We start from the raw sequence: 14,993 nt of genomic DNA, 5'->3' as shown, positions 1-14,993 counted from the left end.
GTCAGTCCTTCTTCCAGCCGTCGCCCCAGCCCTGCCGCTGCTCGGCAGGTGCGACGGGGGGTGCGTCGGAATGCGCGTGGTACTCCACCGACTCCGCGGTCAACTGCATGAACGCCTCCTCCAGGGAGGCTTGTTGGGGACTCAGCTCGTGCAGCACGAGCTGGTGTTGCGCGGCCAGTTCACCGATCTGCTCGGACTTGCCGCCGTCCACCTCAAGGGTCCCGTTGCCGGATTCGACGACGGTTATCCCGGCCTGGTGCAGCACGTCGAGCAGCCGCTCGCGGTGCGGGGTGCGGATCCGGACGTAGGACCGGGAGTTCTGCTGGATGAAGTCGGCCATGGAGGTGTCCGCGAGGAGGCGGCCCTGGCCGATGACGACGAGGTGATCGGCCGTCAGCGCCATCTCGCTCATCAGGTGCGAGGAGACGAAGACCGTACGGCCTTGCGCGGCAAGGGACTTCATCAGGTTGCGGATCCAGTGGATGCCCTCGGGGTCGAGCCCGTTGACCGGCTCGTCGAACATCAGGATCCGCGGATCGCCGAGCAGCGCGCCCGCGATGCCGAGCCGCTGGCCCATGCCCAGGGAGAACCCCTTGGCCTTCTTTTTCGCCACGGAGGTGAGCCCGACGGTGTCGAGCACCTCGTGCACCCGGCTGTTCGGGATGCCGTTGCTCTGCGCGAGACACAGCAGATGGTTGAAGGCGCTGCGCCCACCGTGCATGGCCTTGGCGTCGAGGAGGGCGCCGATGTACTTCAGCGGGTCCTTGAGCTGGTCGTAGTGCCGGCCGTCGATGTGTACGTCACCGGCGGTCGGCCGGTCGAGCCCGAGCATCATGCGCATGGTCGTCGACTTGCCGGCGCCGTTCGGGCCGAGGAAGCCCGTGACGATTCCGGGCCGGACGGCGAAGGTGAGGTTGTTGACCGCCACCTTGTCGCCGTACCGCTTGGTCAGCCCCGAGAGCTCGATCATGCGGCCACGCTAAGACGGCAGTTCGGCGGATGCCACCCGAACGGGCAAACAGAGTCCGACGCCGCAGGCAACAACGGTGAACGCCGTCGCCCAGGCGAACGCGTGCGGGAACGCGGTGCCGCCGTGCCCATGGGCGAGGACCGTCGCCAGTACGGCGGTGCCGACGCCGCCGCCCAGCTGCTGCACGATTCGGATGCTGGTGCTGGCGTGCGGGATGCGGGCCCGGTCGAGCCCCTGGTAGGCGCCCACCATGACGGCCATGTTGGCCGCGCTCACCCCCAGCCCACGTACGACCAGGGCGACGGCGAGCAGCACGGCGCCGGGGTGCGGGAGGAGGAAGGGGAGGGTGCCCAGCGCGCACAGCAGCATGCCCGCCACGACGACCGGGCGCGGCCCGAGCCGGTCGGTGAGCGGTCCGGTGACCCGGGCCAGCAGGCTGCCGAGCCCCTGCGGCGCCAGCAGCAGTCCGGCCGCGATCACGCCCTCGCCGCGCACCTGTTGGTAGTAGAGGGGGAGCAGGAACATCCCGCCGAAGAGGGCGAGCCCGTTGAGGAACGTCAGCAGCGAGGAGAGGGCGAAGGCGCGGTCCTGGAACAGCCGGAGGTCGACGAGGGGTTCACGGACGCGCAGCGCGTGCCGGGCGAACAGGGCGATCAGTACGGCGCCCACCGGGATCGCGCTCGCGCGGGCGACGCCGGTCTCGGACAGGCCGTAGACCAGGGTGGCGAGGCCGGGAGAGAGGAGCAGGAGGCCGGTCAGGTCCAGGTGGTGGCCGGGGCGGGGGGTGTCCTTCGGGACGCCGCGCCAGGCGAGGGCGAGGGCCAGGAGGCAGACGGGCAGGTTGACGTAGAAGATCCAGCGCCAGCTGAGGTGGCCGACGATCAGGCCGCCGAAGACCGGGCCGAGGATCGACACGACCATGACGGGCAGGGTGATCGCCGCCATCAGGCGGCCGAGACTGCGGCCTCCGGCGGCCCGCATGACCAGGGTCTGCAGGACCGGCAGCAGCAGGCCGCCGCCGATGCCCTGGAGGACCCGGAAGGCGATCAGCGAGCCGATGTTCCAGGCGAGCCCGCACAGGAGGGATCCGGCGAGGAAGAGGAGCAGCGCGCCGAGCCAGACGCGCCGGGAGTCGAAGCGTTCGACGGCCCAGCCGGAGACCGGGACGACCGTGGCGAGGGCCAGGAGATACGCCGTGCTCACCCTCCCCCACTGCCTTAAAGGCGTGGGGGGACCCCCATCGGCTTGCCGTCGAGGCGCCCAGGTCGTGGCCGAGGGTGTGCAGGGCTATGGAGACGATCGTGCTGTCGAGCAGTGGGGCGAGGGCGCCGAGGACGAGGATGCCGGCGAGTTTGCGGACGGCGGGGTCGAGACGGGCGGTGGTGGTTGACACGGGTCCCCTTTTGGAGACGGTGCGTCTCTTAAGGGCACGATAGGCTGACCCTGATAGGAGACGCAAGGTCTCTTAAGGAGGTGGCCGATGCCCGGTGACAGCACGCGGCGGCGCGGGGCCGCCCTGGAGGCCGACATCCTGGACGCCGTATGGGAGGAGCTGGCCGAGGTCGGCTACGCCCGGCTCACCATGGAAGGGGTCGCGGCCCGCGCCCGCACCGGCAAACAGGTCCTCTACCGGCGCTGGGCCAACCGCGCCGAACTCGTCAAGGCGGCCATGCCGCACCGCACCGGCTTCCTCGCCGACCAGCTGCCTGACACCGGGGACCTTCGTGAGGACGTGCTCGCCGTGCTGCGGCTCATGGTCGAGCGGCAGCGGGAGATCGGACCCGACGTCATCCGGGGACTGCTCGCGGAGGCGCACGAGCTGGACCCGAAGGTGTTCGGGATCATGCACGACATCCTGCTGACCCTGCTTCAGCGGGCCGTCGGGCGGGGCGAGATCCCCACCGCCGACCTTCCCCGCCGGGTCGTCACCGTCCCCGCCCAGCTGCTGCGTTACGAGATGATCCTGTCCCGCGACCCGGTCGCCGACTCCGCCCTCGTCGGGATCGTCGACGACGTCTATCTGCCGTTGCTGCGCGGGCACGGCTGAGGCCCGCACCCCCGAAGGGAATGCGGGCCTCAGCCGTACGGACTACCGCGTGACTACCGGGACTGCTGAGCCGGAACCCCACGGGAGATGGGCTCGTCCTCGACCGGAGAGCTCGCGGCGGCCACCGCGGCACCGGTGAGCGTGGCGAGCATCTCGCGCACGTTCGTCAGCTGCGCGTTGATGCTGTCGCGACGGTTGGTGAGGGCGGCCAGCTCGCGCTCGGACTCCGAACGGATCCGGTCGGCCTTGGCGTTCGCGTCGGCCACGATGTCCTCGGCCTGGCGCTGAGCCGTCTCCACCGTCTGCCGGGCGCGGCGCTCGGCGTCCGTGCGCAGCTTCTCGGCCTCCAGTCGGAGCTGCTCCGCGCGGTGCTCGATCTCCGCGAGACGCTTCTCCGCCTTCTGCTGACGCGACGCCAGGTCGCGCTCGGACTGCTCGCGGCGCTTGGCGAGGTTCGTCTCGAAGTCGGCGGCGGCCTGCGCGGCCTTGGCGCGGGTCTCCTCGAAGAGAGCGTCGGCCTCCTCGCGCTTCTGCTGCGCGTCCTTCTGGGCCTCGCCACGCAGCTGGGCGGAGTCGCTCTTGGCCTTCTCGACGATCCGGACGCCCTCGTCCTCCGCCTTGGCCTTGCGCTCCGCAGCGAACGATTCTGCGTCGTTGCGGACCTGCTGAGCAGCGGATTCCGCGAGTTCGCGGTGCTGCTCGGCCGCGCGCCGGGCCTCCTCGCGCAGGTCCTTGGCCTCTTCCTCGGCGAGGCGGAGGATCTTCTCGACCCGCGCGCCGAGACCGGCGTACGACGGCTCGGCGTCGCTTACCTGGGCCGCGGCGTTCTGCGTTTCGAGGTGGAGCTCCTCGATGCGCTTTTCAAGAGCAGTGATACGAGCCAGAGCGCTGTCACGGTCGGAGACGAGCTTCGAGATGCGTTCGTCCACCTGAGCGCGGTCGTACCCACGCCGCACAAGCTCGAAGCCGTAGGGGGAAGTGTCGCTCATGGGGTTCCTGTCGAATGAGACCGGTGAGGTGATAGGTGGAATCCTAGGGGCCGAAGCGGTGTGTCATCGAGCGGATACGTGTTTGATCTGGAGAATGACACCTCTTTTGAGTGGCTAACCGTCCGACCGCTTGCCAAAGACCGGGACAAAGGCCCCAGAACGCCCGAACCTCACAGGAGGTTCCTAGCCTTCGCTAGCCTTCAACCGACTTGCCACCCGAACGAGTTGCGCCCGCGGCGGCGCCGGCCTTGACCCCACCGTCCTTGGGCGCCGTCGGGGCCTCAAAAGACTCCAACGCCTCAAGGACGTCCTGGACACGGGAGATTTCGGCATTGATGTCCTCGCGGCGGCGGACCAGCACGTCGAGTTCGCGCTTGCCCTCCTCCACCGTGCGCCGGGCCTCGCGGATCGCCTCCGCCTTCAGGTCCTCGGCCTCACGGATCAGCGTGGACTTCTTCTGCTCGGCCTCCTTGAGGAGACCCTCCGCCTTCTTCACCGCGGCGATACGGACCTTGCCCGCCTCGGAGTTGGCCTCCGAGACCAGCTCCTTGGCCTTCATCTGCGCCTTGCCGAGCTGCTCCTCGGCCGCCTTGATGAGTGCGTCGCAGCGGTCGCCGGCCGACCTCATCGTCTCCGCCGACTCACGGCGGGCCCGCTCGTGCAGACTCTCGATCTCGTTCGTGATGCGGTCGCGCAGCTCCTCGGCCCGCTCCCTTATGGCGGTGGCGTCCCGGCGTGCGCCGACCAGCAGCTCGTCCGCGTCCTTACGGGCCTGCTCCACCCGGGAGTTGCCCTCGACGGTGCCCTCGGACACCAGCCGGTCCGCCTCCTTGCGGGCCGCGCCCACCATGGAGTCGGCCTGCGCCTCGGCGTCCGCCGTGGTCTTCTGCGCCTGTTGCTGCGCCTCGCTGAGGAGCTTGTCGGCCTCGGCCGCGGTCTCCGTGATGAGCGTGTCGACCTGCTCGGCGACGTCCGACCGGCGTTTGTTGGCCTCCTTGCGGGCCTCGTCCAGCATCCGCTCGGACTCCTCGCGCGCCGCCGTGGTGACCCGCTCCGCCTCTGCCTCCGAGTCCGCCCGCAGCCGCGCGGCCTCGGCCCGGGTCCGCTCGGCGTGCAGCTGCGCGGCCCCGACCGTCTCGGCGGCCTCGGCACGCAGCCGCTCCGCGTCCCCGGTCGCGTCCGAGATCAGCTTCTCGGCCTTGGCCACGGCCTCCGAACGCACCCGCTCGGCCTCGTTGGCCGTCTCCGTCTGGAGCCGCTCCGCCTCCGCCGTCACCTCGGTGATGAGGGTGTCGGCCTGTGTCGCCGCGTCCGAACGGATGCGGTTGGCGTCCTCGCGGGCGTCCGCCCGGGCCCGCGCCGCGTCCTGGTCGGCCTGCGCGATCGCGTCCGCCGCCTCCGTGCGCCCCCGCTGGACGTGCTCGGCGGACTCCGAACGCATCCGCTCGGCCTCCGCGATCGCCTCCGCGACGGTGCGCTCCGCGAGCGCCTTGGCGGCGTCCGTCTCCTCGCCGGCCACACGCCGGATGCGGTTGGCGTCCTCGGTGGCCCGCTCCCGCTCGCTGTAGGCGTCGGCGCGGACCCGGTCCGCCTCCTCCTGCGCCTCGCGCCTGACCCGGTCCGCGACATGCTCGGCGGCCGACCGCAGCCCCTGGATCTCCTCCTGGGCCTGCTCGTGCAGCCCGGCGACGGACTCCCGTACATGCTGGGCGTGCTGCTCGGCGCCCGACACCATCTCGGTGGCGCGCCGGTCGGCCTCCTCGACCAGCCGGACCGCCTCGGCCTGTGCCTCCTCCACCCGGTTGCGGGCGGAGGCGAGCAGCTCCTCGCTCTGCTCCCGGGCCCGCTCGCGCTCCTGCCCGGCCTCCTCACGGGCCGACCCGAGCAGCTCCTCGGCCTCACGACGACGCCGTACGGCCTCCTCCTGGGCGGCGGCCAGCGTCTCCGACGCCTCGACGGCCAGCCGCTCGGCGGCGGCCTGCGCCTCCGCTCGGACCCGGTCGGCGGTGTCCTGCGCCTCGGTCTTGAGCCGCTCGGCCTCGGCGGACGCCTCCGACCGCAGCCGTACGGCGATGGACTCGCCCTCGGCGCGGGAGGCGGACGCGTCGGCGGCGGCCTCGTTGCGCAGCCGGTCGGCCTCCGCCTCGGCCTGTGCCTGGAGGGAGCGGATGCGGTCGGCGGCCTCGCCGCGCAGGCGTTCCGTCTCCTCGGCGGCCTCGCGGCGGATCCGCTCGGCCTCCTCGCGGGCGTCGGTCAGGGCCTGTTCGGCCGCGGCGAGCCGCTCCTCGGTCTCGGTGTGCAGCCGCGTCAGGCCCTCGGCGGCCTCCTCGCGGCGCGCCTCTATGGCCCGCTCGGTCTCGTCGCGCAGATCGCGCGCGGCCTGCTCGGCGTCCGCCTTGATGCCCTCGGACTGCTCGATGACCTCCGCGCGGTGCCGCTCGGCCTCCTTGCGGGTGCGGTCGAGGGTCTCCTCGGCCTGCCGGCGCAGGGTGGTGGCGCGCTCGATGGCCTCGGTGCGGACCTTCTCGCTGTCCGTGGTGGCGGCCTGGCGCAGCTCGTCGGCATCGGCCCGGGCCTTGGACAGCAGCTCCTCGGCGGTCCTGGCCGCCTCCTCGATCTGCTGGACGGCCTCGCGGCGGGCCTCGGCGCGGATGCGCTCGCCCTCGCCGACCGCGTCGGCGCGCAGCTGCTCGGCCTCGCCGCGCAGCCGGCGCGCCTCCTCCTGCAGCTCGACCGTCTTGGCGCGGTACTCCTTGGTGTCGTCCTTCGCCGCGCCCTTGAGGCCTTCGGCGATGTCGTGCGCCTGGGCGCGCAGCCGGTCGGCCTCGGCCTCCGCCTCGGAGCGGATCCGCTCGGCCTCCTCGGCGGCGGCCTTCGTGGTGTTCTTTGCGTCCTCGGACGCCTTGTCGAGGACGTCCTCGGCGGTCCGGGCGGCCTTGGCGAGCTGGGAGGCGGTCTCCTCGGCGGTGAGGCTGCGGGCGTTCTCCTCGGCCTCCGCGATGATCTTCTCGGCCTTGGCCTGGGCCTCGGCGACGACCTGATCGGCGTCCGCCTTGGTGGTCTCGGCCTCCTTGGTGGCCTCGGTGACCAGCCGGGCGACCTGTTCCTTCGCGGTCCGGGTGCGCTGTTCGTTGGCCGACTCGGCGCTCGCGAGGGCCTTGGCCGCGGCCTCCTTGGCCTCGGTGAGGACCTTCTCGGCCTCCAGGCGCGCTTCCCGCAGTGAGGTTTCGGCCTCCGTCATGCGCGTCTCGGCGGCCCGGCTCAGCTCGGTGGCCTGCCGGCGGGCGGAATCCGACTCGTTGACCGTGGAGCTGCGCAGCTGCTCGGCGTGGTCGGTGGCTTCCTGGGCCTGGCTTGAGGCGGCGTTCAGCAGCCGTTCGGCGTCCGTGCGGGCGCGCCGCAGCAGTGCCTCGGCCTCCGAACGGGCGGCTTCGGCGTCCATCTCCAGCCGCTGACGGGCCTCGGCGGCGACCCGCTCGGCCTCGGCGCGGGCGGCGGCCAGCGCCTGCTCGGCCTCGGCGCGGGACTCCTCGACGAGCCGGCGGGCCTGCGCTTCGGAGCGGGCGCGCAACTGCTCGGCCCACGCCACGTTCTCGTTGACGTGCGACTCGACGGTCTGCCGGCGCTCGCCCAGCTCCTGGTCGAGCTGCTGGCGCCGGGTCACGGCCTCCTGGTGCAGCTCCGCCTGGAGGCGGGCCGCGTTCTCCGCGTGTTCCTGGAGGATGCGCTGGGTCTGCGCGCGGGCCTGGCTGAGCTCCCGCTCGGCGTCCTGGCGCAGCTGGTCGGCCTGGACCTGGGCATTGCGGAGCATCTGCTCGGCCTGGTAGCCGATGTCACCGCCGTCGTATGCCGGCCGGGACATGAGGGTGCGGCGCGCCTCGTGGAGCTTGGCGCGCAACACCTCGACCTGGTAGCCGAGGTCCTCGGCATGCTGGATCGCCTTTTCCCGCTCGGTCTTCAGCCGCTCCATCTCGGCCTCGAACCGAGAGAGGTGGTCGACGTCAGCCGCCGGCTCTCGCTCCTGGCGTTCGTAGCCCCGCACTGCGCGGTCCCATCCGTCCCCTGGTCGCGGTTTACTCCAACGAGCTCCGTCCATCCGCCGAACGGTGCTCCCGGGGAATGGTGTCAGATCGACGACGGAGCATGGGCTGCTGCCCGACGCTCGCCCCCCGAAACCCGGACCCCGGCATGCCGTTGCCCTGGTTGCGAGCGACGACCGACCCCAACCCTACCGGCCCATATGTACGAGGGTCAGTGCTCAGGTGACTCAACAGGCGCCGAAGTGACCAGTTCTGTCAGTACGCCATGGCAATCCTTTGGGTGCAGGAACGTGATCCGTGACCCCATGGAGCCGCGCCGGGGCTCCTCGTACAGAACGCGCACGCCCTTGCCGCGAATGTCCTCCGAGTCCGTGTCGACGTCGGCCGTGCCGAAGGCGATGTGGTGGACCCCCTCACCGTTCTTCGCCAGCCACTTTCCTACGGCGGAGTCCTCGCGGGTGGGTTCGAGGAGCTGGAGGTAGGAGGCGCCGCCGTCGTCCGTGTTGTTGATCTTCAACATGGCCTCGCGTACGCCCTGCTCCTCGTTGACCTCGGAGTGGAACACCTCGAAGCCGTACGTGGCCCGGTAGAACTCGACTGTCTTGTCGAGGTCGAAGCAGGCGATCCCGATGTGGTCGATTCGCGTCAGCATGTATGTAGTGCAGCGCTCGCCGGGTGGTTACGCAACGTGCGCGCGATCACACCGACGGCCCGATGACGGGGTGGTCTACCGCTCAGTACATTTCAAGTAAACCCTCGTTCACTCCTCAGCTGAAACACGCTGGAAGGGGATCGCACCTCATGTCTGGAACGAACAGCACGACCTCGGTGATCGTCGCGGGCGCCCGGACGCCCATGGGACGGTTGCTGGGCTCCCTGAAGACCTTCTCCGGAGCCGACCTCGGCGGCTTCGCGATCAAGGCCGCCCTCGACCGTGCGGGTATCGGTGGCGACCAGGTGCAGTACGTGATCATGGGCCAGGTGCTCCAGGCCGGGGCAGGGCAGATCCCGGCACGCCAGGCCGCCGTCAAGGCGGGCATCCCCATGAGCGTCCCCGCGCTCACCATCAACAAGGTCTGTCTCTCGGGCCTCGACGCCATCGCGCTCGCCGACCAGCTCATCCGTGCAGGTGAGTTCGACGTGATCGTCGCGGGCGGCCAGGAGTCCATGACCAACGCCCCCCACCTGCTCCCCAAGTCCCGCGAGGGATACAAGTACGGCGCGATCGAGATGCTCGACGCGATGGCCTACGACGGCCTGACCGACGCCTTCGAGAACATCGCCATGGGCGAGTCCACCGAGAAGCACAACACGCGCCTCGGCATCGCGCGGCCCGAGCAGGACGAGGTCGCCGCCCTGTCCCACCAGCGGGCCGCCGCCGCCCAGCAGAACGGAGTCTTCGAGGCCGAGATCACCCCCATCGAGATCCCGCAGCGCAAGGGCGAGCCGGTCGTCTTCAGCAAGGACGAGGGCATCCGCGCGGAGACCACGGTCGAATCGCTCGGCAAGCTGCGCCCCGCGTTCTCCCGCGACGGCACGATCACCGCCGGCACCTCCTCGCAGATCTCGGACGGTGCGGCGGCCGTGGTCGTGATGAGCAAGACCAAGGCGCAGGAGCTGGGCCTGGAGTGGATCGCCGAGATCGGCGCCCACGGCAATGTGGCGGGACCCGACAACTCGCTCCAGTCGCAGCCGTCCAACGCGATCCTGCACGCCCTGAAGAAGGAGGGCCTGGAGGTCGAGGACCTCGACCTGATCGAGATCAACGAGGCCTTCGCCGCCGTCGCGGTGCAGTCAATGAAGGACCTCGGGGTGTCAACGGAAAAGGTGAACGTCAACGGCGGAGCCATCGCCCTGGGCCATCCCATCGGCATGTCCGGCGCCCGTCTCGTCCTGCACCTCGCCCTGGAACTCAAGCGGCGCGGCGGCGGGGTCGGCGCGGCGGCGCTGTGCGGCGGCGGCGGTCAGGGTGACGCGCTGATCGTGCGGGTACCCAAGGCCTGAGCTGTACTTTCCCGACGGAACGGAGCTGTGATGCAGGACGTCGCCTCGCTGGTGGCCCAGGCCAGGGAAGGCCGGCCGCGGGCCGTGGCCCGGCTGATCTCCCTGGTGGAGGGGGCGTCCCCCCAGCTCAGGGAGGTCATGGCGGCCCTCGCACCGCTGACCGGCGGGGCGTACGTCGTGGGCCTCACGGGATCGCCGGGCGTCGGCAAGTCGACGTCCACCTCCGCGCTGGTCACGGCGTACCGCAAGCAGGGCAGGCGGGTCGGCGTCCTGGCCGTCGACCCGTCCTCGCCGTTCTCGGGCGGCGCCCTGCTAGGGGACCGCGTCCGCATGTCGGACCACTCCTCCGACCCCGGCGTCTACATCCGCTCGATGGCCACCCGGGGCCACCTCGGCGGCCTCGCCTGGTCGGCCCCGCAGGCGATCCGCGTCCTCGACGCAGCGGGCTGCGAGGTGATCCTGGTGGAGACGGTCGGGGTCGGCCAGTCGGAGGTGGAGATCGCCTCCCAGGCCGACACCAGCGTGGTGCTGCTGGCCCCGGGGATGGGTGACGGCATCCAGGCGGCGAAGGCCGGAATCCTGGAGATCGGCGACATCTACGTCGTCAACAAGGCCGACCGCGACGGCGCCGACGCGACCGCCCGCGAGCTGAACCACATGCTCGGCCTCGGCGAGTCCCGCGGCCCCGGCGACTGGCGCCCCCCGATCGTCAAGACGGTGGCCTCCCGCTCCGAGGGCATCGACGAGGTGGTGGAAGCCCTGGAGAAGCACCGGGCATGGATGGAGGAACACGGCGTCCTCGCGGAACGCCGGGCGGCCCGGGCGGCCCGCGAGATCGAGACGATCGCTGTCACGGCGCTGCGGGCGCGGATCGGGGACCTGCATGGGGACCGGCGGGTGGGTGCGCTCGCGGAACGGGTCGTGGCGGGGGAGTTGGACGCGTACCGCGCGGCGGACGAACTGATCGCGGGCATCACAGAGGGCTAGGTGTATTGACCACGAGCGTTGTCGACACTGGCCGGCGCTTGATCATGGCGAAGACCTCCGGTGTGGTGGAGCTGTCCAGGACTGCACCGCACGGAGGTCTTCGTGTCCCGCCGTAATGCCCGGCTGACCGTTCACGGCAGGCGACTGCTCGTCGAACGTGTCTGCGCCGGCCGTCCGGTCGCACGGGTGTGCCGGCTGCGGCAGGACCGCAAACTCGGACCCGCCCGCATCGGACCGGTCCTGGGCCTGCCCGCCTCCACCGTGCCCAGCATCCTCACCCGCCACGGCCTGAACCGTCTCACCCTGCTCCCCATGGCGCCTGTGCGCCCTCGCGGCGGCGACCTGGGGCCCCGGAACACCGGAGGCGGTGCTCACGGTGGCTGCGCCAACCGGCAAGTGCGCGCCCCCACTTGGCCCCACCATGCGCTCCGTGTGGGCCGAACTGGTCGGCGACCGGGGGCTGTTGCAGCGCGCGTACAGCCTCGACGGCGTCGCCGAGGAACTCCCGTACATCGTCGGCCCGTTGATGATCGGCGCGGGGACGCTCGCCTTCGTCACGTCACGGCACTGGGCGGCGTACGCGTTCCGGCAGGCGCCGGGCGGGGATTGCGGCTTTCCAGAGTCCGCGGGCTGCTCGGCCCGGTCGTCGTGGCCGCCGGTAGGGGGCTCGCGCTGAGCGCCGTCTACCTGCTGGTGATGGCGTTCGCCGAACAGCGGGGGTACGGCGACGGTGCCCTGGGTGCTGGCCGCGTGGGTACGGCTGACGAGGTCGGCGCTGGGTCTCGGGCTGGCCCTGGCTGAGGCTGGGCCGGCGGCGGGGGTGTGGTCACTCACCGTGGCGGCGGCGTGCGCGTGCTTCTTTGTCGCACCAGCTCTGACTACCGCGTATCTGCCAAGTGCTCCGCCGGCAGGGCGGTTTGTTGTCTGCGGGTCCGTCGTGGCTGGTCGCGCCCACGCGGAGGAGCCGCGAATCGACACAGCCCCGCGCCCCCAAAAAAGTCGGGGCGTTGTAGTGCGCCGGACTTCACCCGTCCCGCTCGGCACAATCCAGCCTGTCCGGCGTTTGAGGAGAGGCCCCTTCAGGGCCGAAGCGGTGGCCTGGGGGCGGCAGCCCCCAGACGGTCCCGCAACCAACGTCAGGGACGCCCGCGCTGCCCCCGCAGATGTTCCGCGATCGGCTTAAGCGTTTTGTCGAGTTCCGACAGGCCTTCGGGGGTCACGAGGTCGATGAAGTGCCGCCGCACGGAGGCGACATGATGGGGCGCGACCTTCTTCATCGTCGCCAGGCCGTGTTCGGTGAGCACCGCGTACAGTCCCCGGCGGTCCGACTCGCAGTTCTCCCGGCGTACCAGGTCCGCGTTCTCCATGCGGGTGATCTGGTGCGAGAGGCGGCTCTTGGACTGGAGCGTGGCGGCGGCGAGGTCGCTCATCCGCAGCCGTTTGTCCTCCGCCTCGGAGAGGTTCACCAGGATCTCGTAGTCGTTCATCGTCAGGCCGAACGGCTGAAGGTCCTTTTCGAGCTGGTACGTCAGCAGTCTGTTGACCTCCAGGTGGGTGCGCCAGGCGCACTGCTCCTCATCGGTCAGCCAGCGCGTGGCCGTCTCGGTCTCCATGAATGAAGTCTACCTAAAATGTTGAAAGGCGAACTAGTGAGGGTGGCGTGACGGCGCGCACACGTTCGACGTCACACTCCGCAGACTACCGCTCACAGCCCGAAGCGACGCTGGAGATCTCCCAGCTGTCCGGGAAGGCGCGGTGCGCCCGCTTGCTGTGAGGGACCTGTGGGAACCCCGCCCCCGCCCGGTACTCCCGGCTCGTGCGGCACAACCCCTGTGGCCTGCTCGGGCATGAGGTTCTCGGAAGATTGGAGCAGTACCGTACCCGCCCCCACGAACTCGAACTGGTGCTCCTCCCCGGAGGCCCCGCCGATGCCCGTCATCGCACGTAGACCGCCCATGAGGCCGGTCATGTAGGCGTGGTCGTAGTGATGGCACGGGGACGGGCAGTCGGCCCAGCCGACGAGCGCCTGCGGGTCGACCCGGATCGGGGGTTCCATGAACACCACCGGCCCGCTGGAGGCGGCCACGATCTTGCCGGTTCCGATGAGTGTCAGAAAGCCGGGAACAATCGACTGCTTGAGAGCAAGACTTGGCTGAAAAGCGAGCAGATTGCCCGAGCGAATGGTCATGTTGGCGTCTTCGAGGTCGTACGCGTTGACGTCGAAGGCCCGGTCGGCGAGCAGCATCTTGCCCGAGCCGTCCGCCACCACCCAGTCGCTCGCGTGCAGAGGCGAATGGAAGGACGTGCGGACAAGCCGGTCGAGTCGCCCGTGCCCGATGCCGTTGAACTCCATCGAGCCGTAGTAGGCGATCATCTTCCCCTTCTGCAGGAACCACTGGCTCCCCTTGAGCTCCACGCAGAAGGTGTACTTGTTGACGTTGTCGTCGACCGGCAGGGTCATCGGGTCGAAGACCGTGGGGCCGGATCCCGCGTACTGGCTCACAGTTTCTCCTCCGACGCCTGGACGTACACCGCGCCGCTGCCGCTCAGCTCCAGCTGGAACGCCTCGCCGGAGCCCCGGCCCACCATGTCGCGCCAACCGAGCGCCGTGGACAGCTTGTTGCGGACGTCGCCGTGGTGGGCGACGTAGGCCTGCGGGTCGACATGGACGGGTCTGCCGGGGGTGATCGGCACCTCGAAGACCCCGCCGTGGGCCATCACGGCGACCGCGCCCCGCCCCTGGAGCGTGGTCGTGAACAGGCCCTGGCCGGTGACCTGGCCGCGGACCATCCCCATGACGCCGCCCTGTGAGCCCATGAACATCGTGCCCTGCTGGAGGGTGCCCTCGAAGGCGAGGAGACGGTCGGCCTCCACGTAGAGGGTGTCTCCGGTGAGCTCGATGATCTGGATGTGGTGCCCGCCGTGACCGAACATCACGGTGCCGCTGCCCTCGACGGTCATCAGGGGGGTCGCCTCGTTGGCGACGCGGCGGCCGAGCATCGACATGACGCCGCCCTGGCCGCCCTGGATGTTCGGGGTGAAGGAGACGTCGCCCTTGTAGGCGAGCATCGCGCCGCGCTGGCTGTACAGCCGCTGACCCGGCATGACAGTGGCCTGGATCATCTTCGAGTTGATCTCCGTGAACGTCATGTCACACGTCCCCCGCGATCGTGTTCCGCTCGCTGGGCTGGACGTAGACGAGCCCGTCCCCCTCGAAGCGGATCTGGAAGGCCTCGCCGCCGCCCTCCCCGAAGAAGGTGCGGAAGGTCACACCGGACTGGAAGGACTGGTGCAGGTTCCCCTGGTGCGCGATGTACGCGCCGGGGTCGACGGTCAGCGGATACTGCCGGCTCACCCGCAGCACCACCGCCGGGCCGTCCGACATGATCGCCGCCTGGCCGTGGCCCTCGACGGTCGTCGTGAACAGCCCGTTGCCCTGCGAGGCGCCGCGCAGGCCCGTGAACGTCGTGCCCGTTCTCAGTCCCGCGTCGGTCGCGAGCAGGTTGCTCGACTCGACGTACAGCTTGTCGCCCTGGAGATTCACGAGGTTGATCTCGGAGGCCCGGTCCGCGAACCAGCAGGTGCCCTGCCCCCTCACCTCCATCACCGTCATCTGCTCACCGGTGAGCCGCCGGGTGACCATCCCCCGGATGCCCTCACCGCCGCCGCTCATCTTCTTGAAGGCCATCTGCCCGTCGTACGCGACCATCGAGCCGTTCTTCGCCTTCACGGCGTCCCCGGTCATGTCGACGGCGAGCACCTTGCTGCCCTGGAGTCGAAACATCGCCACCGTGCGAAGGTAACCGCACGGGCGCGGTCGCCGACAGGGCCCGTGGGTGGAGAACGACCCTGACCTGGCCCCTAGGGCAGACCCAGGGAGTGTCGCTGGACGCGTTCAGCCGTACGACCGCCGTGCACGCGCTCGGGTCGACGGTGGACCCCCGGTCTCGGCTCGC

General features: G+C 70.4%; 14 protein-coding genes and 1 pseudogene. 6 read left to right on the top strand and 9 right to left on the bottom strand.

Translation table 11 applies throughout. The annotated features are described in order from the left end of the window. Position 1: 1 nt before the first annotated feature. Together OH768_RS17200 and OH768_RS17195 are read right to left on the bottom strand one after the other, a co-directional pair. The gene (locus tag OH768_RS17200) at positions 2-970 is read right to left on the bottom strand and encodes an ABC transporter ATP-binding protein (protein ID WP_406454553.1); all 969 of its coding nucleotides are present in this window, start codon (positions 968-970) and stop codon (positions 2-4) included. A 9-nt stretch (positions 971-979) separates the two neighbouring features. Continuing rightward, a complete protein-coding gene (locus tag OH768_RS17195) occupies positions 980-2,173 on the bottom strand; it encodes a DHA2 family efflux MFS transporter permease subunit (RefSeq protein WP_406454551.1) in 1,194 nt (397 codons plus the stop codon). A gap of 64 nt (positions 2,174-2,237) precedes the next feature. Between OH768_RS17195 and OH768_RS17190 the strand changes: the two genes are divergently transcribed. Both OH768_RS17190 and OH768_RS17185 read left to right on the top strand, forming a co-directional pair. Then, a complete protein-coding gene (locus OH768_RS17190) occupies positions 2,238-2,360 on the top strand; it encodes a hypothetical protein (RefSeq protein WP_406454549.1) in 123 nt (40 codons plus the stop codon). A gap of 90 nt (positions 2,361-2,450) precedes the next feature. Continuing rightward, positions 2,451-3,017, top strand: coding sequence for a TetR/AcrR family transcriptional regulator (locus tag OH768_RS17185; RefSeq protein WP_406454547.1), 567 nt, complete (start codon positions 2,451-2,453; stop codon positions 3,015-3,017). Positions 3,018-3,070: 53 nt separating this feature from the next. On the opposite strand, the gene OH768_RS17180 is transcribed toward OH768_RS17185, so the two are convergent. The 3 genes from OH768_RS17180 to mce all read right to left on the bottom strand — a co-directional run bounded on the left by OH768_RS17180 (position 3,071) and on the right by mce (position 8,698). After that, the gene (locus tag OH768_RS17180) at positions 3,071-4,006 is read right to left on the bottom strand and encodes a cellulose-binding protein (RefSeq protein WP_019060749.1); all 936 of its coding nucleotides are present in this window, start codon (positions 4,004-4,006) and stop codon (positions 3,071-3,073) included. Between the two features lie 193 nt (positions 4,007-4,199). After that, positions 4,200-8,048, bottom strand: a complete 3,849-nt coding sequence (gene scy, locus OH768_RS17175) for a polarized growth protein Scy (protein WP_406454545.1) — start codon at positions 8,046-8,048, stop codon at positions 4,200-4,202. Between the two features lie 209 nt (positions 8,049-8,257). Beyond that, positions 8,258-8,698, bottom strand: a complete 441-nt coding sequence (mce, locus tag OH768_RS17170) for a methylmalonyl-CoA epimerase (RefSeq protein WP_033285428.1) — start codon at positions 8,696-8,698, stop codon at positions 8,258-8,260. 149 nt (positions 8,699-8,847) lie between these two features. Between mce and OH768_RS17165 the strand changes: the two genes are divergently transcribed. The 4 genes and pseudogenes from OH768_RS17165 to OH768_RS17150 all read left to right on the top strand — a co-directional run bounded on the left by OH768_RS17165 (position 8,848) and on the right by OH768_RS17150 (position 11,713). Continuing rightward, the gene (locus OH768_RS17165) at positions 8,848-10,050 is read left to right on the top strand and encodes an acetyl-CoA C-acetyltransferase (protein ID WP_406454542.1); all 1,203 of its coding nucleotides are present in this window, start codon (positions 8,848-8,850) and stop codon (positions 10,048-10,050) included. A gap of 30 nt (positions 10,051-10,080) precedes the next feature. Further along, positions 10,081-11,037: a methylmalonyl Co-A mutase-associated GTPase MeaB gene (gene meaB / locus OH768_RS17160; protein ID WP_406454540.1), complete on the top strand. Its 957-nt coding sequence runs from the start codon at positions 10,081-10,083 to the stop codon at positions 11,035-11,037. 102 nt (positions 11,038-11,139) lie between these two features. Then, positions 11,140-11,373: pseudogene (locus OH768_RS17155) on the top strand (IS481 family transposase); the annotation flags it as partial. Positions 11,374-11,413: 40 nt separating this feature from the next. After that, complete coding sequence (locus OH768_RS17150; RefSeq protein ID WP_406465831.1) at positions 11,414-11,713, top strand: hypothetical protein; 300 nt, start codon at positions 11,414-11,416, stop codon at positions 11,711-11,713. A 460-nt stretch (positions 11,714-12,173) separates the two neighbouring features. On the opposite strand, the gene OH768_RS17145 is transcribed toward OH768_RS17150, so the two are convergent. From OH768_RS17145 to OH768_RS17130, 4 genes are all read right to left on the bottom strand, one after another. Continuing rightward, entirely contained in the window at positions 12,174-12,650 is a 477-nt protein-coding gene (locus OH768_RS17145) for a MarR family winged helix-turn-helix transcriptional regulator (RefSeq protein ID WP_406454538.1), read from the bottom strand. 92 nt (positions 12,651-12,742) lie between these two features. Next, a complete protein-coding gene (locus OH768_RS17140) occupies positions 12,743-13,540 on the bottom strand; it encodes an AIM24 family protein (protein ID WP_362981862.1) in 798 nt (265 codons plus the stop codon). Beyond that, on the bottom strand, positions 13,537-14,187 hold the full coding sequence (locus tag OH768_RS17135) for an AIM24 family protein (protein ID WP_019073147.1): 651 nt from the start codon (positions 14,185-14,187) through the stop codon (positions 13,537-13,539). Before OH768_RS17135 ends, OH768_RS17140 begins: the two co-directional genes overlap by 4 nt. Position 14,188: 1 nt before the next feature. Continuing rightward, on the bottom strand, positions 14,189-14,821 hold the full coding sequence (locus OH768_RS17130; protein ID WP_317880806.1) for an AIM24 family protein: 633 nt from the start codon (positions 14,819-14,821) through the stop codon (positions 14,189-14,191). Positions 14,822-14,993: the final 172 nt, after the last annotated feature.

Source organism: Streptomyces sp. NBC_01622 (assembly GCF_045209635.1).
Classification (GTDB): Bacteria; Actinomycetota; Actinomycetes; order Streptomycetales; family Streptomycetaceae; genus Streptomyces.
Note: the sequence above shows the minus strand (reverse complement) of the source record. Positions and strands in the feature narration are given on the sequence as shown.

Bases quoted from the DNA above. Each gene is read 5' to 3' on its own strand.
- OH768_RS17200 (WP_406454553.1), bottom strand. From the start codon at position 970: ATGATCGAGCTCTCGGGGCTGACCAAGCGGTACGGCGACAAGGTGGCG.
- OH768_RS17185 (WP_406454547.1), top strand. From the start codon at position 2,451: ATGCCCGGTGACAGCACGCGGCGGCGCGGGGCCGCCCTGGAGGCCGAC.
- OH768_RS17180 (WP_019060749.1), bottom strand. From the start codon at position 4,006: ATGAGCGACACTTCCCCCTACGGCTTCGAGCTTGTGCGGCGTGGGTAC.
- mce (WP_033285428.1), bottom strand. From the start codon at position 8,698: ATGCTGACGCGAATCGACCACATCGGGATCGCCTGCTTCGACCTCGAC.
- OH768_RS17165 (WP_406454542.1), top strand. From the start codon at position 8,848: ATGTCTGGAACGAACAGCACGACCTCGGTGATCGTCGCGGGCGCCCGG.
- meaB (WP_406454540.1), top strand. From the start codon at position 10,081: ATGCAGGACGTCGCCTCGCTGGTGGCCCAGGCCAGGGAAGGCCGGCCG.
- OH768_RS17145 (WP_406454538.1), bottom strand. From the start codon at position 12,650: ATGGAGACCGAGACGGCCACGCGCTGGCTGACCGATGAGGAGCAGTGC.
- OH768_RS17135 (WP_019073147.1), bottom strand. From the start codon at position 14,187: ATGACGTTCACGGAGATCAACTCGAAGATGATCCAGGCCACTGTCATG.
- OH768_RS17130 (WP_317880806.1), bottom strand. From the start codon at position 14,821: ATGTTTCGACTCCAGGGCAGCAAGGTGCTCGCCGTCGACATGACCGGG.